Source organism: Paenibacillus sp. 1_12, from assembly GCF_900114475.1.
In the GTDB taxonomy this organism is placed as follows: domain Bacteria; phylum Bacillota; class Bacilli; order Paenibacillales; family NBRC-103111; genus Paenibacillus_S.
Map to the genome: position 1 here is coordinate 406,055 of NZ_FOTE01000005.1, position 25,763 is coordinate 431,817.

Here is a 25,763-nt window from a genome sequence, read left to right on the forward strand (position 1 = left end):
TCCAATCAAATCTCCCTGCGTTAATTTCTAGACTTCTTATTATTATACAGAAGCTATAGATTGGCAAGCCCTATTTTCGCGATTGCAATTTTATTGATTGTGAGGAACAGTGGAATACATCATTCGTTGGGTTTACTAGGAAGTGATGTTTGTATGCGAAAAGTGATGCTCCAGTACATTTGCAATTGTACAGATTTTAATCGGCTTATTGATATAATCGATCATGCCCAAGGATATACAACGGTCTTTATCGATCTGCGAAGAGCTTGAGGTAACTGCAATTATATAAGGTCTGAGCTGTTCTGGTATTTCCTTTTGAATGGCTTGTGCCGTTTCAAACCCGTCCATTTCCGGCATTTGCAGATCCATCAGGATGAGGTCATAAACATTTTTTCTCATTAAATCCATCACTTCATAACCATTTTTCGCACAATCAAACGTATGTCCTAACTTTTGTAAAATACGTTCCATCAGTATTTGGTTTATCGGATGATCCTCAGCCACCAAAATATGTAATGGATCGATCGAAGTGATGGGTCGATTATTGCTTATTACCGCTGCTTCTTTTTCCAAATGAGGAGTCATTTCTGTAAAATAAAAGGGCATGGTTTGAATAGTAAATATAAAAATGGCCCCGTGCTCAACATCCTTTTTCGCATAAATATTCCCGCCCATTAATTCTACAAGGGTTTTACATATCGCTAGTCCAAGCCCAGTACCTCCATATTTACGCGCCATCGACGAATCCAATTGAGAAAAAGGCTTGAACAAATCCATCATTTTAAGCGCTGGAATTCCGATGCCACTATCCTTGATGATAAATTCAATCTCAAGTGTGTTGTCCAGTGAGGGTACTTTGTTAACAATCACATAAATGCCACCGCTTTTTGTAAATTTAACCGCATTTCCGATTAAGTTAATCATGACTTGACGAAGTCGGGTTGGATCGCTTGCAATAATCTGAGGAAGCTCTTCGTCGATATAATACTCCATAATTAGGTTCCGTTCCAAGGCAGTGGCAGTAAACAATTCAAATGTTTCTTGGACCAATGATTTCAGCTCAAGCGGTTCCTGCTCCAATTCCATTTTACCGGATTCAATTTTGGAATAATCCAGAATATCGTTGATTACCGACATTAAAGCATTTGCGCTATTCCGTATAATTCCTGCGTATTTTCTCTGTTCGGATTCCAGATCCAAATCAAGGAGTAAATCCGCCATCCCAATAACACCATTCATGGGGGTACGAATTTCATGGCTCATCATGGATAGAAATTCAGATTTAACTAGCAGCGCATTTTCCGCCTCATCCTTAGCTTGCAATAGTTCACTATCCAGCATTTTTCGCTTTGTTATATCTCTTGCAATTACATATACGCCAACAACTTTCACTTCCAATACGATAGGAATACTTATTACATCATAAATGAGGATATTGCCATTTGGATTCAGCTCTGTAGTTTCATAACGCTGTACATTCCCGCCCGCTGTTTGTTTAAAATAGTGCTCAATGACCGGCAAATTTTCTTTGGTCGTAAAGGATCGGAAATTCAGCTGGCCCCGTTCGATTTCTTCACTTTTTACACCTGTTACTTTCTCAAAAGCTGGATTGACAGAAGTATAATTTCCAAGTAGATCCAAAGAATAAATCAGATCCGGATGATGCTCGAATAAAGTGACCGCGTCCCTGAATCGTTCCAATCCTTTGTTGCTTCTTTCAAGCTCCGCTTTGACTGACTCCAGTGCTTTTTTTTGCAGATCCAATTCAATAAATACTTTAACTTTACTCAGCAGGATGTCCGTATTGACCGGTTTGAATAAGAAATCCACAGCGCCGGTCTCATAGCCTTTATATACGTTAGCATCTTCTTTATGGGTAGCCGTTACGAAAATTATCGGGATGAGCTGGGTCTTCTTATTACCGCGCAAAATCTCAGCAAGCTCAAATCCGCTCATTTCCGGCATATTCACATCAAGTAAAATTAATGCAAAATCATGACGCAGTGTTGATGACATAGCCTCGTTCCCCGAGTGTGCTTTATGAATTTCGCAACCTAACGTTTTTAATATTTTTTCCATCGCAAACAAATTTTCTTCCCGATCATCCACGACCAATATTTTAGCTACCAGCTTTTCCTTTACAGGTTTCATGAGCGTGCCTCCTTAAAGATTGCAGAGCAAACTTTCTTCGCAAATATAATCTTCGAGCGTTCCCTTGAACGCTTGTATCGTAAGCAGCTGTTAATTAAACAGCCATACTCGAAGCAAGGATAGAAGATTGTCCGTGTCTATCGGCTTTGTCAAGTAATCGTTAGCGCCGCCTTCAATACATTTCTCCCTGTCGCCTAGCATCGCATTAGCGGTTAAAGCGATAATCGGCAGCTTGTTAAATTGAGGATTTTGGCGTATTCTCCGCATGGCTTCATAGCCATCCATGACTGGCATCATAATATCCATAATGACCAGCTCAATTCCGGCAACCTGCTCCAGCATTTCCAGAGCAAGCTTACCATTATCCGCCATAATTACGTCCATTTCGTAATGCTGAAGCAGCTTGGACAAAGCAAACGTATTACGCAAATCGTCGTCCACCAGTAAAATTTTCCGGCCTTTTAAGGTTTCATCACCATCCTGCAGCATATAGGCCCCATGACGCTGTTCAAAGGGTAGCATTTTATTCACATTATGCAGGAACAAAGAGACTTCATCCATTAACCGATCCGGGGAATACGCTCCTTTGATTACAATACTGCCCGTGTAATGATTCAATTCTTTATATTCCTCTTGTGTTAACTCTTTGCCCGTATAAACAATAATGGGCGGCAACTGCGTTTTCTTAATCTCAACCAGTCTTGTAAGCAATTCAAATCCGGACATATCTGGAAGCTTTAAATCAAGAATCATACAATCGTAGTCGTGTAATCGCAATCGTTCCAAGCCCTCCTCACCTGTCTGAACACCATGAATCTCTACTTTTTTGTTCCTAAGCATTTCATATATGGCCTTTTGATTAGGAGCATCATCTTCTATGACAAGCACCCGTTGTATACGTTCCTGCAAAATGCCTTCTATCCTGGCAAAAACGGAATCAAAGTCTGTGGCACTAATAGGCTTCGTTAGAAACCCGACTGCCCCTTTTTCAAGTGAGGCTTGTTTATCTTCCTTGCCGGTAATAATATGAACGGGAATATGCCGCGTTTCGCTGTCGTGCTTTAGCAATTCGAGCAATTTGAGCCCATCCATATCGGGTAGACCCAAATCCAGCAATACGGCACTTGGCATATATTTCTTTATTAACTGAATACCACTGAACCCGTCTGCTGCCACAATACATTTGAAGCCTTTGGCAACAGACATATCCAATAAAACCTTAGCAAAGCTTTTGTCGTCCTCCACAATCAGGATTACCTTCTCATTCAGGTAAGGATCGATTTCATTTCGATCATCTGCAATAAATACTTGAATTGCTTGTGGAGCTACAGCCGTTGCTGCAGCTGCGGCTTGAATGGACAGCTCTGTATGAGCCTCCGATAACATCGTCTCAGACGTATCGACGACAGAAAAAACAATATCCTTAGAGGAGGCCATTACGTTCATGGGATCCCCAATTGATGAAACATGATTCATATCAAGCGGAAGAATTAAAGTAAACGTGCTTCCTACGTCCTTCTGACTCACTAAATGAATTTCACCGCCAAGCAGCTTTGCAAGCTCTCTGGAAATCGTCAAGCCGAGTCCGGTTCCACCATACTTGCGGCTGGTAGAGCCGTCGGCCTGCTGAAAAGATTCAAATATCGCCTTTTGCTTATTCGGTACAATCCCAATACCTGTATCACGGACTATAAAAGCCACGGTATTATCTGCTGAAAGGTTCTTGTTAATAAATTGAAAATCAGCAGTAGGACGGCAGATTCGCAAGGAAACCGTACCCATAGATGTAAATTTAAATGCATTGGACAAAAAGTTTTTAAGTATTTGTTCGGTTCGCTGGCCATCTGTTATAAGGGTCCACGGTACTGCTTCTTCTATTTGCAGCTCGAACTGTAATCCTTTATCCTGTGCTATAACATTGAACTCATATTTGAGGTTGTGGACAATCGATTCCAGCTTTACTACCTCCGGCAATACGTTTAATTTACCTGCCTCTACCTTCGATAAATCCAATATATCATTAATCAGTGTTAACAAATTCAAGCCGCCGCTGTATATGATTTGAGCTGACTCGATCTGATCCTCCGTCAAATTTCCCTCCATGTTATTAGCAAGAAGTTTCGCGAGTATCAGCAGACTATTAAGTGGAGTTCTTAATTCATGAGACATATTCGCCAAAAATTCCGACTTATAATTACTGGCCAATTCCAACTCGTTGGCTTTTAACTCAAGATCGTCTTTGGACAATTGGATCATTTCGTTTTGTTTGATAATATCCATAGTTTGTGTTTCCAAACGTTTTGTCTTTACCGCCATCTCATCATTAATGACTTGCAGTTCTTCACTTTGCAGCTTCAGCCTCTCTTCAGAATGCTTTAGCATTTTGGTTTGTTCTTCCAATTCTTCATTAGAAACTCGTAATTCTTCCTGTTGTATTTGGGCTTCCTCAGCTAATAATTGAGCTTTCTCGGCAAGCAGCAGTGATTCCAAAAGGGACTCTTCCGTTCGTTGACGACTGGCTGCGCTATTAATAATAACGCCGAGCGGTGTGGACAATAATTCAAGCAAATTTTGCTGGATCGGCGTAAAAGCTTTGAACGAAGCTAGTTCAATGACTGCTACAACCTCTTCTTCAAAAATAATGGGCATGACAAAAATGGTCAGTGGATTGCATTCTCCAAGTCCGGAACTGATCTGAATATATTCATCAGGTACTTGTGTCAACAAAATCGGCTTCTTCTCCAATGCGCATTGACCAATCAAACCTTCACCCAAACGAAAATGATCAGAAATATTTTTTCTTTCTTTATAGGCATAGCTGCCGAGCAATATAAAATCACCTGTGTGTTCAGCGTTTTTTCTTGTCTCTTTTACATAAAACACACCTTGTCCAACCTCGATCAGCTTGGAAATTTCTGAAATAAGCATTTTTACCAGCTGCTGTAGGTCCGTCATCCCAAGTGAAAGCTCCGTCAAACGGGCCAACTCAGCCTTCAACCAATACTGTCTTTCTTTTTCGGCCATCATTTCCTGGAAGGTAAACCATACTTGAATGAGTAAAGAGAGAGAAACCAAAATAAGGAGAAGATTGATCAGAATCATAAAAACGAGCCAGCTTAAAGCTCCACTTCTTCTTTGATCCAATAGACCGATTATAGCGAAAGCATATTGATCTTCAGCCTGCTTCATTAAATCGATTACATTTGTTGACTGTTGGTACCAGTAATGGGGGTCTACATCCAGACTTTTTCCAGCTGCTCCATCCATGACCTTATAACGAATACGGTTTACTTCATCAACCACTTGTCCTTTAACTATCGATTTATATTGAGTAAGCCAATCCAAACTCGCATTCGAAGCAAAGTTGTCTGAATAAAGCTGCCGCTCCTTTTCCAATAAACCTAAGCTATACATACGTGTCGCTTGTATTTGATTGTCCTGAAGAATGCTAGTGATGAAATCCCGTTCCCGGCTCAGCGCGGCTTTGCTTTGAAAAAAATTATGAAATGCAGAAAGCATAGCAGTCATTTCAATATGTGAGCTCGCTAAGTTCATTTGATTCGTCAAAATAAAAAAAGATCCCAACGTATCACCATAGTACGTAAGGATCTTAGTCTCATCGGTATTTTGTTTGTCAATGAACTCACGCTCCAAATCGAGTTTATCCAACATCTTTATCGCAAGCGTCAGATTTTTCACGAAATTCGCATCCAGCTCATTTAACGAAATTGTGTGTACATATTGTTTAAGATTATCTATACTCTGGTTTGAATACTTTCGCTGCTCCAGCAACTGATTTCGTTGAATTTCAGTGTGATTGGCGTAATAGCTAACTGTAATGCCTTGTTCCTTTTGAAGCTCGTGGATCAAGTCTATCGTTTTCACCAAAAGCTTGGTCTTGGTTTCCAATTGTCCTAATTCAGTCCGATCATTTATTTTGGCAATGACCGCTGAAATTGAAAAATACAGCAAACCTATCATGGGAATTAAAACCATCACGACCAGCTTGCTGTTCATTTTCAAATTTTTCATCCAAAGCATTCAGATACCCTCATTTCTCAATCTCGCGAAACACCATATTCATCATTTTTCATTCATTTTTTTCCAATCCATCCTTAACTATCAATGATAGCATAACCAGTAGCAAAGAGATATGTATATCTCGAAACTAAGCATGAGTGAGGTAGTTTTCTCAGCTTCGAGATGATCTCATTGCAGTCTAGGGAGCCTTACGATTACAGTGGTTCCTTCTCCAAGCCTGCTTTGCAGTTCAATGGAGCCATGATGCAGGTCGACGATTTTTTTTACAATTGAAAGTCCAAGTCCACTGCCGGAGCGAGCTCGGTTTCTGGCTTTGTCAGCTTTATAAAAGCGTTCTATGATATGAGGGAGCTCGTCTTCCGGTATACCGATACCTGTATCGCTAATCCTAACTGCAATGTCATGCTCAACTGCGATTCCGATGCGGATCGTAGCTCCAGGTAATGAAAATTTGATACTGTTTGTGATCAGGTTGAGCCATATTTGATATGCGAGCCCCGAATCTGCAGTAATGACGATTTCAGATAGATCCAGTTCGATCGCCAACTGCTTTTCAGCCCACTGCCATTCGGTCATAATCAATGCCTGTCGTATCTGTTCATCCAGCCGAAAACTTGTCGGTTTGATGACCATCTTTTCTTTATCCAGTGCTGCCAGCGTGAGGAGCTTCTTGCTCAGTGAAGATAATCGCCTACTTTCTTCCTCAATAATGCGCAGATAATGCTCCTCCTCTTCAGGTGTAGCTTTATGATCGAGGATAGCCTGAGAAAAACCTTGAATGGAAGCTAACGGGGACTGGATTTCGTGTGATACATTAGCAACAAACTCCTGTCTCATGTCGTCAAGCTGCTTGAGTGCCTGCGCCATTTGTGCAAAAAGCCGGGCCAAATTGCCGATTTCGTCCCGCCGCGAGACATCCAATTCAATGTTATAGTTGCCGCTCACGATTTTTTGAGTTGCTTTTGTCAATTTTTTTATAGGCTTCACAATATATCGCGTTGATATGACAATAAACACAATGTTGAACAAAAAGCTGAATACGAATAGGATAGCCAACAGGATTCGTACTTCACCAAACTGCTGCTCAAGATTCGGGCGAATAAACACAGCATAGGTGCTGCCTTTTACCGAAATCGGCAAACCAATACTGTTTTGGAGACTGTCTTCAAAAAGCCCATTAACCATGAGGAGGTGGCGTTCTTCCAAAATCCCTTTATAGGTCTCTCCTTCCAGAACGCGACGAACCAGCTCAGCAGCGATTTGATTATTTTTGAAGGGAGCGCCGTAAAATGTGCCCTGCATCCGATCATCCACAGCATAAATCTGAAATCCCATGTTCGCGATATGCGTCAAATAGGGTCCTAGTTCCAGGTCCGATGTTTTTTCATATAGGGTGCGAATTTCATTACCGATGTTCGATATTTTTTGCTCGTTATACTTGATCAGCTTCTGGACATAATAAACGTCTGCCAAAAGAAGAGCCAGCATACCACTTACAAGGGAAATTAGAACAAACGTAACGACAATCCGAATATAAAGACTTCTCATCCGCCTTGCACCTCAATTTTATAGCCTAACCCGCGAATCGTTGTGATGATGAAATCATTGGTTCTATCTGCAAAACGTTCACGCAATCGCTTAATATGTACATCGATAGTCCTGCTGCCTCCTTCGTAATCCGATCCCCAAATAAGCTGCAGCAGCTGCTCACGCGTAAAAATACGTCCTGGCTGACTAGCCAATTGGGATAGCAGCTCGAATTCCTTCAACGGTAAAATCAGAACCGTGTCGCCTGTTTTGACTTCATAACTATTACGGTCTATTGTTATATCGTTCAACCTGATCAACTCAGAAGAGACCATTTGAAATCGACGCAGTAACGCTTTTATCCGAAACATCAGTTCCTTCGGTTCGAACGGTTTGACCATATAGTCGTCTGTTCCAGACAAAAAACCTCTTTCTTTATCCTCAATCTCACCCTTAGCCGTCAGCATGATGACGGGAATATCATAGTGTTTGCGGATTTCCTCACAAAGTTCCCAGCCGTTCTTCGACGGCATCATAATATCCACTATAGCTAAATGAACTTGTTCATTTTCCAGGATGGATGACCCTTGTACACCATTTTCCGCTTCCAAAACGATATACCCTTCCTTTTTCAAAAGAAAACGTAATAGCTCCCGAATGTGAGGATCATCATCTACAACCAAAATATGAGTTCTCAAATTGTCCCTCCTCTACCAGTCAAACAATCATACAACGAATATAGCCTGAATCTAATTCGCAAATCAGGGGATATTTGTGATGAAGTACAACCATAGACATGGTTTTCATGCCAAACCGTTACTGGTATTGTCGTACCTAATCCATGTTTCTATGTAAACAAATAGAGGATGGTCCATGACCATAGCTTAAAAAACGAATATGAACGGACGATGAACGGGATATTACATCACCTGTAATCATGCGTACATCGTCCGTTCATTATACCAGCCTACAATTCATATTGTGAGACGGTAACTTGGGGCCAACGCCTCAGTTCATCTCAAATTAACCAAAACGGGGGAAATGAATATGTTTGGTATCATGTTGTTTTTACATCTTGCTGGCTTAGTTATTTGGCTTGGCTCATTATTTGCTATTGTGGTCATGCTTATTATGTTAAAAAAACAACTGGGTTCTCAAGAATCCAATACATTAGCACAACGCATTATTCGTACTTTTAGCAGGTTTGCTCATCCCAGTGCTGTCTTCGTATTAATCAGCGGGGTATTTATGATTATTCAAATGGGTATGGGGTCCGGGAAACCATTATGGCTGGAGGTCATGGAAAAAGGAGGCGGCACGATCATCTTGCTTGGCCTTATTTTCACTGGCATTTTAGGCAGTAAAGTTAAAAAACGTTTGGACGTCCCCGGACAGGCTCAGCCCGTAAAATTGTCAGGCTACATGATTGCAATGAGTACGGTTATTGTGCTGACTCTTTCTGTTGTACTCGTTGTGAGTTTGAAACTTTGAAACATTCCTCAATCGTGTAAACAATCTAAAAGGGTTACAGATCCGGTCATGCCGGTTGTAACCCTGTTTCTGTTGAAATTAAATATCAGGAGCCGTAATGAAGCAAACGAGGTAGGAGAGTTACAGTTCTACGATCGCCTTAATAACTCCATTAGCTGGGTCAAACCAATTTTCATATTCATTGATCATCAGATCGAAGCTTACACGATGGGTAATGTATCGATCAATATCGATGGCTCCATTATGAACAGCTTGAATAACGGTATCAAAATCCTCACGGGTCGCATTGCGGCTGCTCATCAGAGTAAGCTCTTTTTTGTGAAAATCCGGGTCATTGAACGTAAGGTCCGCTTTGACCAAGCCTACATATACAAGTCTGCCGCCATGGGATACATAGTTAAAGGAATCCATCATCGATCTTGCATTTCCGGTAGCATCAAAAACGACTGTCGGCAAATCTCCATTTGATATTTCTGCTAACGCTTTCAACGGATGATCAAGCACATTAACCGTATAGTCTACTTGTGCCCATTCCTTGCAAAATCTCAATCGGTCTTCGTTTATATCCATGGCAATGACTTTTGCCCCCCGCTGCTTGGCCAATACCATAACACCTAACCCGATGGGTCCCGCTCCGATTACAAGCGCCAGCTCGCCCTGTTGCAATCCCGACCTTCTTACCGCATGGGCTCCAATGCTTAACGGCTCCAGAAGAGCCGCTTGGTCAAGGCTAATGCCTTCTGTTTTGATTAAATGCGAGATGGGAACAGATATAATCTCCCGCATACCTCCATCGGTATGCACACCAAGCACTTTCATTTGAGTGCAGCAATTGGTTTTGCCATTCCGGCACGCAATACAGCTTCCGCACTCCAAATAAGGGATGATCGCAACTTGATCTCCCATTTGAAAATCGCTGGATGCCGATTGCAGGATGGTCCCCGAAAGCTCATGTCCAAGAATTCTGGGATATTCAAAGAATGGCTGATTGCCTCTGTAAGCATGAAGATCGGTTCCACAAATCCCGATTCTGCGAATTTGTACTAACGCTTCCCCTTGTCCCATAACTGGCGGCTCTAACTCTATCATTTTGAATTCATTGGGCTGAACGCATACAATACTCTTCATTCTAATTCTCCCCTTTATTCCATCATATTTGGATTATATTCAGGTCTTCTGCTTAACCAGGTATGGCAGAGCTGGCGGTGCTCACTAAAAATGTTAGCTATAGGGTTATAACGCCTTTTTTCAAAATCATATTAGCATATTGCGCACTCTCGCCCGTCGCAATAATGGCGTAAGCTTTCTTTGCTCTCTCATAGAACGCAAACCGTTCAATATATTCCATCTGAATCGTTCTATTCTCGTGTTTATTTACGATAGCTTCATATACTTTCCAAATGGGCGTCTCCACAGCATCCCCCGGGACAACAGCCATGAGTCCTACAGGATACTCATTGTAAGTATCGAGCGGCACTAATTGGAGGATCGCTTCAAGCAGCTCTGGGACTGAATGTCCATCACAACGAACCAAACGTGCTGCATGGCTGGCTGCCGGGAAATTGCCATCGGCTATGACGATCTCGTCACCATGACCCATTTCCATTAAAATCTTGATAAGCTCAGGCGATATCAGTTTTGAAACCCCTTTCAGCATACCCTTCATCCTTCCTAATTTTAGATCTGCTCTCATTATAACAGGAGTAATTGAATAATAAATTACACTTTTTGATATTTTTATAACCGATTTTGATATAATGTGTGGGAGAGGTGATCGTGATTAAAGCCATTCGTAAAAAATTTTCTACGTCTGAACCATTTCCATTCCAGCTTATTTTTAAGGATACCAAAAGTCCTCAATCGGAGCTTCCGGATCATCTGCATGATTGGTACGAAATCGTCTATATCCATAGTGGAAGTGGCATGTTTTTCATAGACAGTTCCTTTTACGAGATGACGGCAGGAGACGTGTTTCTCATTCCGCGCAATACGATTCATCGTGCAATGCCCCAAAGAAGCGATCCTATTACTTCAACCATTCTTTTTTTCAGTTCATCTCTACTTCCGGATATCTCTCTGGGTGAACCGTTCTCTTTGCAGGCAATTTTCGAGCAAATCCGCAGATCCAAACAATTTCGTATTTCCCTGGAAGCCGCTGAGCAAGATCATATTCAAAGCTTAATCGAAGACATCAGATACGAAATAGAGTCTCTGCAGCAAGGCTTTCATTATGCCTCTATGCTCACACTGCACAGAATTATACTCTCATTATCACGTTTACAACGCTCCACCTATAGGGAACCAAGCTCTCTAACGACAACTGGCGCTCCATGGATGAAGGAGCTGTTAGCTTATATAGAGCTTAATTATGATGACAGCCTGTCTCTTTCTTCCTTAAGCCAACGGGCACATGTAAGTCCTGAGCACTTCAGTCGTGTGTTCAAACAGATGACCGGAATGCCTTTAACTGATTACATCCATACGAAACGCATTTTGAAGGCACAGCAACTGCTAAAGGATACGAACCTGGCTATTGAAGTACTGGCAGAGCATTGTGGTTTCCAGAGCATGCCGCATTTTCACCGGATATTTAAAAAGGTAACAGGTCAAACCCCTGCTGCATACCGGAAGCGGTAGCACGCAGGATTTGCCCATTTATTTGACCGATTGGTAATGAGAATGGACTGGCGAATGAAAAAATCGTATTTTTGTTCATATCACTCTATAATAGAGGAGATTAAAATCTTTTATTTTTTAGCAAGGAGCTTTGCGATGAGTTCTTTTCCTGCTTTAAACGATGAGCAGTGGTTAAAACTGCTTGAGCAAGTAGCTAAAACATTTAATGAGGTTACCCTTAGCCGGGGGTTTAATTATTTTAAACAACAGCGCGTAGCCGCATTAACCCTTTCTGAGAATCGGATCGTTCAAGCAAAGGTAACCGGCTCAGAAGACTACAGTGTTACACTAAATTTAGAGAAGTTCTTGTCTAGTCACTGCACTTGTCCTGTTCAAAACTCCTGCAAACACCTGGCAGCGGTTATCATGGAGCTTGCTGACCGACTGGGGTATCCAGCTTCCCAAATTGTGAATGCCACCTATCACCTCAAGCGGACAGCTTCGAATTCTTCAACTGAGTCGCTGCTCACACAATTACCGGATATGGATATTTTCAAATGGCATGAGCTTCTGAACCAATATACAGTCCATGTCAAACCAGCTTACGATCAAGGAACTTACATGAACGTGCTGCGTTATGAGCTGCAAAATATCCGGAAGTTAGCTGTTCCTTTTTCTGCGATAGACTGGGTTTATTTTGAATTACATCAGCAGCTGTTTATACTACGAAAAATAAAAGAGCAAAATGTCCAAGGTCGGATAACTGACTACACTTCGTCCTCCTTATACCGGATGTATGATGAAATTCATGCCTGGTTACAACAGCAATCAGCTCTATTCGACTTCACTCTCTCAGAAGAACGCCTACAACAAACATTAAGTTATATCAGACAGCAGCTGGTCGAAGAAAACGGTCATAAGTATCTGGACTACGGCCTATATACGGCGCTTTGGAAGTACTGGATCGTGCCGTACCCTGATGCCAATGACTGGATCTCACAGGAGATTAATCACATGGAGAAGCTGACAGATGAGTCCAATTCTTCTTCTCTATCAGCGGCGAAGGCTTTCTTGTACTTAAATCAATCCAGAAACGATGACGCATGGGCGGCTTTAGAAGCGGGCGATATGTTAAAGAAAGCACCGAAGAGCTTGTTTCTCCCTTTCTTGAGTCATATTTCTGCTGCTCGCGATTGGGTGAGCCTCATCGAATGGTTGTTACGGACTGCTCCTTACTTTTATGGTCAAAGAAACAGAGAACTCGATGCCTATATGGGTTATTGGAAAGAAGCTGTCGTCCATGTTCCTGATGCTGAGAAACATTTGTGGAATGTGCTGGATGGGATGCTGCCTCACTCTGCTCTGATGATCGAGGATTTATTGTACGAGCAGCAAAAATGGAAACCATGGTTGGAATTGCAAATCCTGAATGGGCATGATCCTTTTTACCATCGGGTCAGTGTTCTGCAGCCGATCGAGAAGGAGGCGCCCAATCTGCTGCTGCCTTATTATCATCAAGCCATCGAATATTATGTCTCACTTAAAAATCGGCATGATTACAAATTAGCGGTCAAGCTGCTAAAGAGACTGAATAAAGTATACAAGAAAATGAAGCAGCTCGAGCGCTGGGATCGTTTCCTGACCCGTTTTATGGAGCGGCACAGCCGATTACGAGCGCTGCAAGAGGAAATAAAGAAAGGAAAGCTGTTGGAATGATTACACAATTACACGATATGAGCTTGCATGTGATTCTAACGGGCAGCGGGGATGCCCTACTATGGGGATTCCAGAATGGATCTGAAGTTGCCGACAATAAATTCCGCAACCTGTTATTCGCTTGGCATGAACCATCCTGTTACGGAACCACACTGGAGGTGCGGCAGGCCGGGGAGCTTACAGTAACCGTCCTCCCCGCAGAAATGGTGCTTCCTTTCTTCTCCACACCTAATTTCGTGGAAATTCTCCACTGGGAAGGTGGTAATGAGGCCACCAAAGAATGGCTAAACGCAGCTCCGCTTTTATACGAAGAAGCCAAAGCAGGCCGTTATGTACCCAGCTACAAATCATTCCGGAATGGAAAGCTGCAATGGACTTGGGAGGCTGAATCCGAAGAGCTGAAAAAACTGAATTGGGATTCTCTTCTTAGCCTGGACGCGTTAGGCGAGGAAATGTCCGGTTTGCGCTCAGCCTTTTCCGCCGCTGTTACAACGGAGCACTATGCGAACGATGCCGCTGTATCCGATCTTCGTCGGGATTATCCTGCGCTGTTTAAAGTAGTCCCGTCAGCTTCCGCCTCGGCAGATACCTATACGGAAGAAGAATGGCTCGCGGCGCTGGGTTGGAAGCCGGATCTAGCTCCCTTCCGCCCCGCTTTGCAGCTGCTGGAGCCGGATGAAGAGCAGTATGATTGGCGCCTTCGTCTGGTTTTGCAGGATAAAAGCGAAGGTTCAGTGCTCGTGCCCATTCGCCTGGCTGCAGACGGACAGGCTTCCGGCACATGGGCCAGCGAGTGGAGCCCTTTCATTCAAGAGCGTTCTCCTGGATGGACAGCAAGGCTAGCTGCGGCGCTTCCAAGTGGAAATGTAGGAGAAGGAAAGCTTTTCGCAGAGCCGTTGACCGACGACGCTGCCTGGCGGTTCCTAACTACGGACAGTAAGCAACTACTAAGTGATGGCTGGAATGTCATGCTGCCAGGCTGGTGGGAGGCTGCCTCGAAGCGGAGACCCCGCCTGCGCGCGCGGATTACGCCAGAAGCCGGCGGCCGAGGGCAATCGTTATTCGGGCTTAACTCTATTGTAGAGTTCGATTGGCGAATTGCCATCGGCGATGCCGAACTGAACGAGACCGAATTCGCAGATCTGCTTAGCCGTAAAGAAAGGCTTATCCGTTTCCGCGGGGAATGGGTCTATCTGGACCCTGCTCTGCTGGAGCAGATCCGCAGGCTCATGGAAAGCGTGGACCCGGAGGAAGGCTTGTCCTTGCAGGATGTCCTTCAGCTCCATCTGTTAAACGAATCGGAACCGGGAAAACCTTCCATGCAGGAACTTGCAACTGAAACAGACTCAGAGGATGAAGAAAAACGGATCCAAATGGAGGTTGAGTTAAACTCGCATCTCTTGGCACTACTCCGTCAGTTGAAACAGCCATCGGAATTGCAAGAGCTTGCTGTACCCGAGGGGCTTCGTGCAGAGCTGCGCGGCTACCAGCGTGAAGGCTTCACCTGGATGAGCTTTCTCAGAAAGCTCGGGCTTGGCGCCTGTTTGGCAGACGATATGGGGCTTGGCAAAACTGTTCAATTCATCACTTATTTACTGCAGCACCAAGCAGAATCTGAATACCCTGCTCTGCTCATCTGTCCAACTTCTGTTCTTGGCAACTGGCAAAAGGAGCTGGCCCGTTTTGCCCCTGATTTGAAGGTATTGCTGCATTACGGGAAGGGACGATTAAACGCTGAGGCGCTTTCTGCTGTTGTGAAAGATACCGACATTGTCATCACCTCTTATACTACGGCACTGATGGATCAAGAAACCTTACAGGAAACCGTTTGGAGCTCCCTCTGTTTGGACGAAGCCCAAAATATCAAAAATGCACAAAACAAACAATCAGCAGCCGTCCGTTCGCTCCAAGCACGGCACCGCATTGCGCTCACAGGGACACCCATTGAAAATCGTTTATCCGAGCTATGGTCGATCTACGATTTCCTTAATCCCGGTTACTTGGGCAGTCAACGCGGGTTTCAGCAGCGTTTTGCCAATCCCATTGAGAAGCATCATGACGAAGTGTCGACTTCGCAGCTCCAAAAGCTGATCAAGCCCTTTATGCTGCGCCGCAAAAAGAAAGATCCGGCGATTCAGCTCGATCTTCCGGACAAGCTGGAAATGAAGGTTTATATCAACCTGACAGCCGAGCAAGGAGCACACTACGAGCGTGTGGTTAAGGAACTTATGGAACGCATGAAAAATTTGGAAGGCATAGAGCGAAAAGGAGCCATCCTCTCTGTTCTAACCCAGCTTAAGCAGCTATGCGACCACCCTGCTCTGCTGATGAAGGAAGCTGCATTAGCAGAGGATACTCTGCTGCGCGAAGAACAACGCGAAATGTTCATCTCGCGATCCGCGAAACTGGAACGGCTCGCAGCTATGGTCAGCGAGCTTCGGGACGAGGGAGATTCCTGCTTGATCTTCACCCAATATGTAGGCATGGGCCGCATGCTGGCTGACGTGCTTCAGGCCCAGCAAGGCGAGCCTGTGCTGTACTTAAACGGCAGCACGCCCAAGTTGGAACGCGATAAGATGATTGAAACGTTCCAGGCCCAGGATGGGTCAGGGCCAGGTATCTTTGTTCTTTCGCTTAAAGCAGGCGGAGTCGGCCTCAACCTAACGGCAGCCAACCATGTGTTCCATTACGACCGCTGGTGGAACCCCGCCGTTGAAAACCAGGCTACCGACCGTGCCTATCGGATGGGACAAAAACGAGATGTGCAGGTGCATAAGTTCATATCCCTAGGCACTCTTGAGGAGAAGATCGATGAGATGCTGGAAAGCAAGATGAGCTTGAGCGAGAACGTAATCTCCACCTCCGAAGGTTGGATTACAGAGCTTTCCAATGAGGAGCTGCAGGATTTGTTCACGCTTCGGCAGTCGTGGTGATACCGCACGAAGTCAATCCTCTCCAAACAGCATATTCTTACATCCGAATCGATTGCGGTGTCCTTACTTCATATTCCGCAATCGATTTCTTTCTCGGGAAATACTCAGCAGTATGCCAATACCCGCCATACAAACCAACAAAGAGGAGCCCCCATAACTAATCAATGGAAGGGGGACTCCGGTTATTGGCAGCCCTCCTGTGACAGCTCCTATATTAAATATAAATTGGACTGCAATCATACTGACAATACCAGTTCCAAGCAGCAAACCAAAAGAATCTGAACTTTGAACCGAAAGAATAAAACCTCTGGCAAGAAAAAGCGCATACATCAGTATAAATAGTAACAATCCTAGAAATCCTAATTCTTCGCCCATAATTGCAAATATAAAGTCCGTGTGTGCCTCAGGCAAATAATGCAGCTTCTGAATGCTTCTACCAATGCCCGTGCCTGTCAATCCGCCGTGACCTAAAGCAAACAAAGACTGAATCAGCTGATAACCTGTTCCCGTACCATCCTCCCATGGATTCATAAATGAAGTAATCCTTGCGAGACGATAGCTTTTGGAGACAGCTAAATAAATACAAAGAGGCGCAATAACTAGCATGATCTTCAATAGATGCCATAAATTTGCCCCTCCCATTATAATAAGGATACCTGAAATCAAAAGAAGAATCAGGCTTGAACCAAAATCTGGTTGTAAAAGAATAAGAAGAGCAACGAGCCCTGTTATGAACAACAATGGAAATAATCCGGTTTTAAACTCACGTATTTTTTCTCTTTTTTTACTTATTAATGCAGATAAGAAGATGACTATGGATAATTTCACAAATTCAGTAGGCTGGATGCCAAAACTACCATAACCGATCCATCGTTTGGCTCCATTAATTTGGACACCGAGGACAAGTACGAGAATCAAGAGTATAATCGAAATCAACAGCAAGGGTCGTGACAACCGTTTAAATATATGAAAAGGAACATTCATGAGGATAATCATCAACAAAAGACCGACGAACGAGAATATGATTTGTTTCTTGGTGAAATACCACATCGTATCATATTTATACAAAGCATAAGCGGAGCTTGAACTAAACACCATCATTAAACCAAAGCCTACAAGAGAAATAGCTAAAAATAACAATAAGAAATCCGGTTTTCCCCTTGCAGGTGTGTTCACACTGATTAATCCCCTTTTTAGCTTTAATCTCTAGATCGAGCCACTATAGATTGAGCAATATTTTGGCAATAGTGAAGTAGATAATAAGTCCAGTCCCATCTACCAGTGTAGTAATAAAAGGCCCCGACACGACGGCGGGATCTGCCTTCAACTTATGCAATATTAATGGAAGAATAGCTGCAACAAAGGATGCCCAAATGACGATCGACATCGCTGTAATGGCAACGACCAAACCTACATTCGTTTCAACCCCAAGAAACAAGGCTCTTACATAAGCTATCAACGAAATGGTGGCCCCCGTCATGAGACCTGTCGTTACTTCCTTTCTTATCACTTTAAAAATATCTCGAAACTTCACATCTCCTACGGCAAGTGCTCGAACCAGAGTAGATACGGTTTGTGTTCCTGTATTTCCTCCTGTACCTATAAGCAGTGGAACAAAAAAAGCTAGTGCGATCACTTCGGAGAGCGTCTCCTCATAGTGTCTCAGTACCGTACCTGTATAAGCTTCCGCTACAAACAAAATCAATAGCCAGACGATCCGTTTTCTGTACAAATGAAATACGGAGGTTTTAAAATAAGCATCTGCTAACGGTTGGCTCCCACCCAGCTTTTGAATGTCCTCTGTCGCCTCTTCCTGCATGACATCAATCAAGTCATCGACAGTAATGACCCCAATAAGCCGGTTTTGTGCATCGACAACGGGCAGGGCAACCAAATCATAACGCGATAATAAGTCCGCTGCTTCCTCTTGCTTCATCGTAGCGGGTACGGAAATGACTTCACCCGTAACAATATCGGATAGTCGGGTTTGAGGCTCCGATAAAATGATTTTCATCAGTGAAATAACGTCCAGAAGCTCCCCTTTGATTCCAGTCACATAAACATAAGAAGTGATTTCCGCGTCATGCCCTATTTTACGGATATGCTGCAGCGTTTTCTCAATGGTCCATGAGCTGCGGGCAGCGATATAATCAATCGTAGCCAAGCTTCCCGCGGTTTGTTCCGGGAATGTCATTAACGTCTGGACTTTAAACCGATAATCCTCTGGAAGCAGATTCAATAGCTTGACGGCTTGATGGCGATGAATGGCGAGCATCATATCAGCAACTACATCGCTTGACATATTGTTCAGTACCTGCGAGGTTTCATTTTCCTCCAAATGATTGAGAATATGATACTGCAGCACAGGCTCCAAATATTCCATGATTTCAGCAGACTGATCGGGGGGGAGTAACTTCATCAATAGGAGCTGTTCAGCTCTATCCAGTTTTTCTACACACTCTGCCAAGTCGAACGGTCTGAAGTTTTCAACAAAAGCCATTACAACATGGATATCATTGTTTGAAAGTACATTTTTCATTTCTTCCAATTGTATCATGTAAGGTACTCCTTCGAGATTAATTCGTGGTTAAGCCTACTACCTTACCAAGTAATTGCCATCTATCTTTAGTGTTTAATGGGTTCTTTGTCATTTTTCTTATTCCAACAGATAGTGATTGTATACCACTGTTTCCCGACATGCCGAGAATGACCGGGATGAATATTGCGAGCATCGCAATCTGTTGAAGGGTCACGATGAATGGCGCGGCGATATTGTCGATCCGTAACGCGATCCGTTCTTCCAATAAATTGAGAACGTCATCTATCGTTATGATTCCTATCATAACGCCGTTTCTATCCGTGACAGGCAAAGCCTGGAGGTTTTCGTTGTTCAAGCTCTATATGTTGTAATATGGAAGCTGCTTTCCGTTGCGAAATTGACTTTAAAAAAGCTGCCACCTCTCGCGAAACAAAAAGAAAGCTGCCCGGTCTGCAGTATGTAAGCTAAAAAGAACAGTTTTGAACTGTTGAATATTTTTTTGTGACAAAAATAATTTAAGAGATTCGGTGACTGATACATTCATTTCAATAAACCAGGAGTTCATTGGTGACCTTCCTCCCATTGCTCCACTTCTGTTCTCTATTTTATATTCCCAAGGGAAATAAAAGGTTATGAAAAGGTTAAAATCACTCCTGCCGTAATCAAAAAGAGCCTGCCATATAGCAGACCCTAAAATTGAAGGATGTGACTCCTCTATTGAATTATGGTTCTTAATTATTGTTCACATTTGCTTTGAGATTGGAAGATGATTTTTGCTCTTGGTGTTCCATATACCTTTGGAAAATCCAAATCATAAGGGTCAACCAAAATCCACTGACCATTAATGCACCGATAATGTCACTTGGATAATGCACGCCAAGATAAATCCGGCTTACACAAATCATGAAAATCATGAAGCAGCTCAATACAATCAGCAAACTACGTCCTGGTCTTGTAGCTGTATGACGCCACAAAAGAAACGCCAAAGCCCCATACAATGCAATGGCTCCCATGGCATGACCACTGGGAAAGCTGAAGCCGGTTTCCTCTATCAAACGATAGACACTAGGACGCTCCCGGTGAAAAACCGCTTTTAAGAGTTGATTTAAAACTGCAGATCCGCCTAAAACTCCACTTAAAAAAATCAGTTCTTTACGGTGGCCGTGCACGAAGTATAAATAAATCATCGCCAAAAGGATGATAACTATGCAATATTTGGTTGAACCGATGGTGGTGAAAATTTCCATAACTTTGGTTAAACCTGGTTGTTCAAAGCTTTGTACAAAAGCTGCGAGGTTCAGATCAAATGAGTTCAATGGGTATTGGTTAGCTACAATTGCCAACGCGCTAAAACCTACCAACAGTAAAAGACTGAAGTACATTATAATACGATGATGTCGTGTTTTTTTCAAGTATGATCCCACTTTCATTTATTAAGGAATATGATTTAAATCAAGATGTCCCTGATATCCTTTTTTAACGGATAGCTTTAATGTATTGTTGCTCCATTCATAAATATCGAGCCCATTTCCTCCAGTACCCAAGGACCATCCCAGAATGATCTCTGGACGACCGTCCTTATTAATATCTGCAAACCCTGCCTTATCCAGGCCGTAGCCGAATCCCTTAGTATCCCAAACGACTTGCCATTCCTCTTTATTTTGCTTCAATAATGCAGCCTTTAGTTTCCTTTCATTCAGAACATCTTCTTCGTATACCACTATAGCCTCATTGATGCCGTCTCCATCCACATCACCGAATACAATGCCATTGCTCTCTTTTTCATGAACAGAGGCTAATAATCTAGCTCCGTCAGGAAGTAAGGTTTGGAAGGTTTTACTCCATTTATCCTTTTGGATCGTTCCTTCAGAGATAGGAGGCTTTATTAAGTCGATGGGAGAAGCAGGCATTCCACACCCGCCGAGCCACAATACCGTCGTCACGATGAGTCCTGTTGAAACCAACCTATTTACCATTTGTCCCCCCTGCTCTTCATTTATGATTGTTCATATTTTATTTTATATTTTTTTTGTAAATAATAGGTTATGAAAAAGTTAAAATTGTGTTTTTCCTTATTTTGGGAGAAATATCTCAACCTTTGTACCTAATCCCTCTTGACTTTCTATTAGCAGCTGACCGCCATGCAGTTTGATGATTTGCTCTGATATCGATAACCCGAGACCGCTGCCTGCTGCGTGGTTGTTTCCCTTGTAAAATTTTTGAAGGACATGAGCCATATCTCCCTCAGCAATTCCCGATCCCGTATCCTCTACGGAAATCATGACATATCCCTGAACTGAGTTAGCATAAAGCTGAATGCTGCCGTTAGGATCTGTAAATTTGAGTGAGTTATCTAAAAGATTGATCAACACCTGTTTCAGTCTATTTTCGTCGGCTTGAATGATTGGGAGCGTATCGTCAGCATGTACTTCAAATGAAATACTTTGTCGTGCAGCCCTTGGAGCCATCTGTTTTCCAATATGCTGAATAAATTCGGAAATATGAAGTGAGGTAGAGGTTAAAACTATTCGTTCGTTATCCAATTTAGAAAAATCAAGCAGCTCATCTACCATTTCGGTCAACCTGTCTGTTTCCGTTTCGATGATTTCAAGACCGTCTTGTAGCATAGCACCGCTGTCTTCCCGATTCGATATTAACGTGACAACCCAACCCTTAATGGAGGTTAACGGAGTGCGAAGCTCATGAGAAACTGAAGTAATAAAATCATTTTTGAGCTGTTCGTTTAGACGTATTTTAGCTGCCATCGTATTTAAGGTATCCGCCAACGAGCCAAGCTCATCTTGGTATTGTTTCTTTGCAGTAACGGAAAAGTCTCCTTCTGCCATTTTATCTGCCGCGAGCTTGAGCTCTGTGATTGAATTAGTGATGGTTCTGGATAGAAAGATGCCGAGAACCGTGACTATGGCGACAACAAATAAGCCTACTGAAATAAAGACGACAAAAATATGATTGATGGTTTCCACCGTTTCGGTAAGAGAAGTCACAAACCTGACTGCACCTACGGTGATATCCTTAGCACGCAACGAATACGAGACCGCTAAAATATCTTCATGCGTGATTGGGTCATTTCCCCTCCATATTCCGATATTTCCGCTGAGTGCCTCCTGCACATCCTGGTATTTAATCATACTTTTACCTACTAGATGTGAGGTTGAGTCTTGAAGAAGTTGTCCGGATGAGCTTATAATTTGTACCTGAGCAGCAGAATTTTGCGCAAATCCGTTCAGTAATCGTTCGGATTGTGCTTGCAAATCTTCATCAGCAAAATATTGATGAAAAAAAGAAGCAGACAATTCCGCTTGATTCATCAGAATGCGTTCAATATTGTGATAATAATAATACTTCACCGAAACCAGAAGGAAAATTTCCAGAATGGTTACTGTAATTAAAATAACAATCAAGTAACTTCCTACTAATCTTTTTTGAATGCCCAACTATTCAACCGTCCTTTCTCCAACGGTAGCCCAGTCCCCATACAGTTTCGATCAACTGTGGTTTGGAGCAGTCGTCCTCCATCTTTTCTCTCAGTTTTCTTACATGGACATCTACGGTTTTGGTATCGCCCACATAATCTACTCCCCATATAAGGTTCAAGAGTATGTCCCTGGATAACGCTTTGTCAGGGTTTTCCAAAAATACTTTAACCATTTGGTACTCCTTGGGAGTCACTTCTATTAAACAATCGTGTTTGAACAACTTCTTAGAATCAAGATCAAGAAGGATCGAACCCGATTGAAGTGTTGTTCTCTGAGGGGGTCCGATCACTTTCTGGGTACGGCGTAATATCGTTCTTATTCTTGCAACGAGTTCTAATGGATTAAACGGTTTTACAATATAATCGTCCGCACCAAGCTCAAGTCCCTTGATTTTGTCCAGATCTTGACCACGCGCAGTTATAAAGATGATAACAATGTCGGGGTCCCTATCTCTTAACCTCCTGCACAATTCGAAACCATCCATATCGGGAAGCATGATGTCCAGAACAACCACATCAGGCCGATTTGCAGCAAACATACTTAGAGCCAACTCACCCAAAGCAGCTTCACTGACGCTAAAATTGTTTCTATCCAAATTAATTGCTACAAAACGTCTAATATGATCATCATCCTCAACGATGAGAACTTGATTACGGTCTAAAGTGTTCACTTACAATCCTCCTAAAACAGGCAATGCTTTCCGTTGAGCTCACTGCATGTAGCCATTCTTCTGTTCGTAAACATTACGAATATTCAGTTCTCCACAAAAAAAGCTCTCCCTAGGATCAGAGAGAGCTGGCTGTTTCATCGTTATCTCGTTTCGCTAAGAATTGAAATCGTCAAACTTATAGCCTCACCTTAACGAAGACCTATCATTTATATTGAATGGTACTCTCGAAATTGCAGGCTGTCAATAGTTACACGATGTTAAACTCGAATCGAACGACTTCTATCCTTTTACGGTACCGATTAAGACGCATTTAACGAAATATTTTTGCAGGAATGGACACACAACCAGCAGCGGAACAAACATCACCATAATGCCGGCAGACCGAAGCGAATGCGGCGTCAACAGCTCCTGGATATCCTGCGGCTGCAGATTGTTCATACTTTGCAGCAATGATTGGTAGGTGATCATATTTTGCACGGGCACAGCCAGGTTAAAAAGAGCCTGATTTCACAGGCTGCTCATGTTCGTGTCACGCTGTCCACTCTGAGGAGTCGGAACGTCTATTCGGCTGTTACCTTGAAGCTGCCAACCAGATCACTTAAATCTTGGGCCACATTGCTTAACAAGTAGGCAGAAGCCGCAATCTCGTTGACGGAAACGAGCTGCCCATCTGTTGTGGCTGCCACGGTTTTGGCAGAAGAGGAGGATCTTCGTGCAATACTGCTCATTTCAAGGATAGATGCAGAAACATGCTGGGAGCTGGCAGCCATCTGCTGGGCCGCTGAGGCTGCATCCTGAATTTTATCAGTCACGTTCTCGGTGGACTGTACGATGTTTGAGAAAGAGTTACTAACGTTTTCGATAGCCGTAATCCCTTGCTCTACAGCATGTAACCCTTGTTTCATCGTACCTGCAGCATGTTGGGTATCATTTTGGATTTTATTAATAATATCTGTAATCTGTTTAACAGCTACGTTGGATTGCTCGGCCAGCTTGCGCACTTCTTGGGAAACTACTGCAAATCCACGTCCGTGTTCCCCAGCTCTCGCCGACTCAATAGCTGCATTCAGTGCCAACATAACCGTTTGTTTGGCTATGTCGCCTATCAGCTTGGTGATCATTCCGATTTCATGTGAATGCCCTTCCAATCGCTGCATTTCTTCACCGGAGCGTCTGACAGATTCGCTAATATTGTTCATAATCCCGACAAAAGCTTGCATTGTGTTGTTGCCAGCTTCTGCTTGGCGAGATGTCTCTACAGCCAGCTCTGATACTTCGGCTGTGGATTGAGCGATCCTGAGCGCGCCCATTGTCATTTCCTCCATCGCCATGCTTGTTTCCGTAGCGCTTTGCATCTGATTCTCGGAACCCGCAGCTACGATTTGTACAGACTGAGTGACGTGTTCAGCGGCCTTGGCATTTTTCTCGGAGCTCTCCAGTAACTGTTCAGAGGAAGCAGCTACATGAGTAGACGCATCTTGTATTTGCAACAAAAGAGTCCGCAGATTCAACGACATCTTATTTAATGAAGTGACTAACTGTCCAATTTCGTCCCGATTGCTTACTTGTAGATTGTTCAGGGTAAGATCGCCATCCGCTATTCGTTGCAGCGCTAACGAAACCTGCCCTATAGGATTGGCAAAATGGTTGGAAATGACTATCGACAATCCGATAGCTGCCGCTACAGCAATGAGAAGCGTTAAGATCGTATCCCTCAGCGCGTTTTGATAAAGCTGTTTACTTTCTTCGGTAGAAACGAGAGCTCCGTCATGATTCAGCTTGACTAACAGATCGATCTGCTTTTGCATCGTATGATAGGCGCCCTGTGTGGTGGTTAGCATCTTCGTAATTTGACCAGCGTACGTTCCGGAACCTTCTACGAAGTTCACTCTCTGTGATAGTACAAATGCATCGGAATAATAGTCCTTATAATTCCTCCACGCCTTAGTCAAGGTATCGAAATAGGCTTGTTCCTCTTCGGTTTTGATTTTCGTTGCATATTGTTCCATATTGGCTTCAACCGCGGTGAACAGCTTTCCCGCTTCAGGCATAAACTGCTTTTTATTGTCCTCATTTGGCTCCATGATCATGGTGGCCTGCAAGGCAAGCATTTGTTCGGCCAGCAAATTAATCCTGTTAATCGTTTCTATACTAAATAGCCAGGAAGTCGTGATTTTCTCGTTTTCCAGCTGCATGGACGCTATTTTGCTCATACTGATCCATCCAAGTACACCTAAAAGTACAATCATCACCAAAAAGGACCCAAGCAGTTTTTTTCTTACCGTGAGTGCGAGAGTCGAAGATTGAATGGCAGTCCATACTTTGTCCCAATCACGACGTAACCGTAATCCTCTGATCCTCATACCTAAATCTCCTCCATCACAATCTTACTTCCTATATAAGATGAACCAAAGAAACACACAGCCCGAGCGGAGAAAGCAGACCCTTCTGGAGAAACGGAGTGTTCGCCTTTGCAGACGGATTCTTACCCTTACCCCTATGGGGCTAAGAATCGAAAGAATCTGGCTGCAACAGCGATTGGAAGAGGGGTATGCTTTCGTAGCGCCTCTTTGCTGTCATGA

At 43.3% G+C, this 25,763-nt stretch carries 19 protein-coding genes; 4 read left to right on the forward strand and 15 right to left on the reverse strand.

Going from position 1 to position 25,763, the window contains the following annotated elements; genetic code table 11:
* Nucleotides 1-135: 135 nt before the first annotated feature.
* The 4 genes from BM210_RS14465 to BM210_RS14480 all read right to left on the reverse strand — a co-directional run bounded on the left by BM210_RS14465 (nt 136) and on the right by BM210_RS14480 (nt 8,417).
* Nucleotides 136-2,151 carry a response regulator gene (locus BM210_RS14465; RefSeq protein WP_091169294.1) on the reverse strand — a complete coding sequence of 672 codons (2,016 nt, stop codon included), beginning with the start codon at nt 2,149-2,151 and terminating at the stop codon, nt 136-138.
* A 90-nt stretch (nt 2,152-2,241) separates the two neighbouring features.
* Nucleotides 2,242-6,192, reverse strand: a complete 3,951-nt coding sequence (locus tag BM210_RS14470; RefSeq protein WP_091169297.1) for a response regulator — start codon at nt 6,190-6,192, stop codon at nt 2,242-2,244.
* Nucleotides 6,193-6,360: 168 nt separating this feature from the next.
* Entirely contained in the window at nt 6,361-7,740 is a 1,380-nt protein-coding gene (locus BM210_RS14475; RefSeq protein ID WP_091169300.1) for a sensor histidine kinase, read from the reverse strand.
* Nucleotides 7,737-8,417 carry a response regulator transcription factor gene (locus tag BM210_RS14480; protein WP_091169303.1) on the reverse strand — a complete coding sequence of 227 codons (681 nt, stop codon included), beginning with the start codon at nt 8,415-8,417 and terminating at the stop codon, nt 7,737-7,739. Before BM210_RS14480 ends, BM210_RS14475 begins: the two co-directional genes overlap by 4 nt.
* Before the next feature lie 349 nt (nt 8,418-8,766).
* Between BM210_RS14480 and BM210_RS14485 the strand changes: the two genes are divergently transcribed.
* Complete coding sequence (locus BM210_RS14485; RefSeq protein WP_091169305.1) at nt 8,767-9,210, forward strand: hypothetical protein; 444 nt, start codon at nt 8,767-8,769, stop codon at nt 9,208-9,210.
* A gap of 120 nt (nt 9,211-9,330) precedes the next feature.
* Here BM210_RS14485 and BM210_RS14490 read toward each other — a convergent pair whose 3' ends face one another.
* Together BM210_RS14490 and fucU are read right to left on the reverse strand one after the other, a co-directional pair.
* The gene (locus tag BM210_RS14490) at nt 9,331-10,338 is read right to left on the reverse strand and encodes a zinc-binding alcohol dehydrogenase family protein (RefSeq protein ID WP_091169308.1); all 1,008 of its coding nucleotides are present in this window, start codon (nt 10,336-10,338) and stop codon (nt 9,331-9,333) included.
* Between the two features lie 97 nt (nt 10,339-10,435).
* On the reverse strand, nt 10,436-10,867 hold the full coding sequence (fucU, locus tag BM210_RS14495; protein ID WP_091169310.1) for an L-fucose mutarotase: 432 nt from the start codon (nt 10,865-10,867) through the stop codon (nt 10,436-10,438).
* Between the two features lie 119 nt (nt 10,868-10,986).
* Between fucU and BM210_RS14500 the strand changes: the two genes are divergently transcribed.
* The 3 genes from BM210_RS14500 to BM210_RS14510 all read left to right on the forward strand — a co-directional run bounded on the left by BM210_RS14500 (nt 10,987) and on the right by BM210_RS14510 (nt 16,475).
* Entirely contained in the window at nt 10,987-11,847 is an 861-nt protein-coding gene (locus tag BM210_RS14500) for an AraC family transcriptional regulator (RefSeq protein ID WP_177237816.1), read from the forward strand.
* Nucleotides 11,848-11,982: 135 nt separating this feature from the next.
* A complete protein-coding gene (locus tag BM210_RS14505) occupies nt 11,983-13,542 on the forward strand; it encodes an SWIM zinc finger family protein (protein ID WP_091169316.1) in 1,560 nt (519 codons plus the stop codon).
* Nucleotides 13,539-16,475 carry a DEAD/DEAH box helicase gene (locus BM210_RS14510; protein ID WP_091169317.1) on the forward strand — a complete coding sequence of 979 codons (2,937 nt, stop codon included), beginning with the start codon at nt 13,539-13,541 and terminating at the stop codon, nt 16,473-16,475. Before BM210_RS14505 ends, BM210_RS14510 begins: the two co-directional genes overlap by 4 nt.
* A gap of 63 nt (nt 16,476-16,538) precedes the next feature.
* Here BM210_RS14510 and ftsW read toward each other — a convergent pair whose 3' ends face one another.
* The 9 genes from ftsW to BM210_RS14555 all read right to left on the reverse strand — a co-directional run bounded on the left by ftsW (nt 16,539) and on the right by BM210_RS14555 (nt 25,544).
* Nucleotides 16,539-17,651: a putative lipid II flippase FtsW gene (gene ftsW, locus BM210_RS14515; RefSeq protein WP_091169320.1), complete on the reverse strand. Its 1,113-nt coding sequence runs from the start codon at nt 17,649-17,651 to the stop codon at nt 16,539-16,541.
* A gap of 43 nt (nt 17,652-17,694) precedes the next feature.
* A complete protein-coding gene (gene mgtE / locus BM210_RS14520; RefSeq protein WP_091169322.1) occupies nt 17,695-19,032 on the reverse strand; it encodes a magnesium transporter in 1,338 nt (445 codons plus the stop codon).
* A 19-nt stretch (nt 19,033-19,051) separates the two neighbouring features.
* Nucleotides 19,052-19,369 (reverse strand): CBS domain-containing protein, encoded by a 318-nt coding sequence (locus BM210_RS14525; protein ID WP_177237817.1) that lies wholly within the window; start codon nt 19,367-19,369, stop codon nt 19,052-19,054.
* A gap of 376 nt (nt 19,370-19,745) precedes the next feature.
* Complete coding sequence (locus tag BM210_RS14530; protein WP_256223606.1) at nt 19,746-20,426, reverse strand: phosphatase PAP2 family protein; 681 nt, start codon at nt 20,424-20,426, stop codon at nt 19,746-19,748.
* A 21-nt stretch (nt 20,427-20,447) separates the two neighbouring features.
* Nucleotides 20,448-20,990: an FG-GAP repeat domain-containing protein gene (locus BM210_RS14535; RefSeq protein ID WP_091169329.1), complete on the reverse strand. Its 543-nt coding sequence runs from the start codon at nt 20,988-20,990 to the stop codon at nt 20,448-20,450.
* 96 nt (nt 20,991-21,086) lie between these two features.
* On the reverse strand, nt 21,087-22,469 hold the full coding sequence (locus tag BM210_RS14540; protein ID WP_091169331.1) for a sensor histidine kinase: 1,383 nt from the start codon (nt 22,467-22,469) through the stop codon (nt 21,087-21,089).
* A gap of 4 nt (nt 22,470-22,473) precedes the next feature.
* A complete protein-coding gene (locus BM210_RS14545; protein WP_091169334.1) occupies nt 22,474-23,181 on the reverse strand; it encodes a response regulator transcription factor in 708 nt (235 codons plus the stop codon).
* A gap of 279 nt (nt 23,182-23,460) precedes the next feature.
* Nucleotides 23,461-23,658, reverse strand: coding sequence for a hypothetical protein (locus BM210_RS14550; RefSeq protein WP_091169335.1), 198 nt, complete (start codon nt 23,656-23,658; stop codon nt 23,461-23,463).
* An 83-nt stretch (nt 23,659-23,741) separates the two neighbouring features.
* Complete coding sequence (locus tag BM210_RS14555) at nt 23,742-25,544, reverse strand: methyl-accepting chemotaxis protein (protein ID WP_091169337.1); 1,803 nt, start codon at nt 25,542-25,544, stop codon at nt 23,742-23,744.
* Between the last annotated feature and the right edge of the window lie 219 nt (nt 25,545-25,763).

Bases quoted from the DNA above. Each gene is read 5' to 3' on its own strand.
- BM210_RS14555 (WP_091169337.1), bottom strand. From the start codon at position 25,544: ATGAGGATCAGAGGATTACGGTTACGTCGTGATTGGGACAAAGTATGG.
- BM210_RS14535 (WP_091169329.1), bottom strand. From the start codon at position 20,990: ATGGTAAATAGGTTGGTTTCAACAGGACTCATCGTGACGACGGTATTG.
- mgtE (WP_091169322.1), bottom strand. From the start codon at position 19,032: ATGATACAATTGGAAGAAATGAAAAATGTACTTTCAAACAATGATATC.
- fucU (WP_091169310.1), bottom strand. From the start codon at position 10,867: ATGCTGAAAGGGGTTTCAAAACTGATATCGCCTGAGCTTATCAAGATT.
- BM210_RS14485 (WP_091169305.1), top strand. From the start codon at position 8,767: ATGTTTGGTATCATGTTGTTTTTACATCTTGCTGGCTTAGTTATTTGG.
- BM210_RS14475 (WP_091169300.1), bottom strand. From the start codon at position 7,740: ATGAGAAGTCTTTATATTCGGATTGTCGTTACGTTTGTTCTAATTTCC.
- BM210_RS14470 (WP_091169297.1), bottom strand. From the start codon at position 6,192: ATGCTTTGGATGAAAAATTTGAAAATGAACAGCAAGCTGGTCGTGATG.
- BM210_RS14510 (WP_091169317.1), top strand. From the start codon at position 13,539: ATGATTACACAATTACACGATATGAGCTTGCATGTGATTCTAACGGGC.
- BM210_RS14505 (WP_091169316.1), top strand. From the start codon at position 11,983: ATGAGTTCTTTTCCTGCTTTAAACGATGAGCAGTGGTTAAAACTGCTT.
- BM210_RS14490 (WP_091169308.1), bottom strand. From the start codon at position 10,338: ATGAAGAGTATTGTATGCGTTCAGCCCAATGAATTCAAAATGATAGAG.
- BM210_RS14465 (WP_091169294.1), bottom strand. From the start codon at position 2,151: ATGAAACCTGTAAAGGAAAAGCTGGTAGCTAAAATATTGGTCGTGGAT.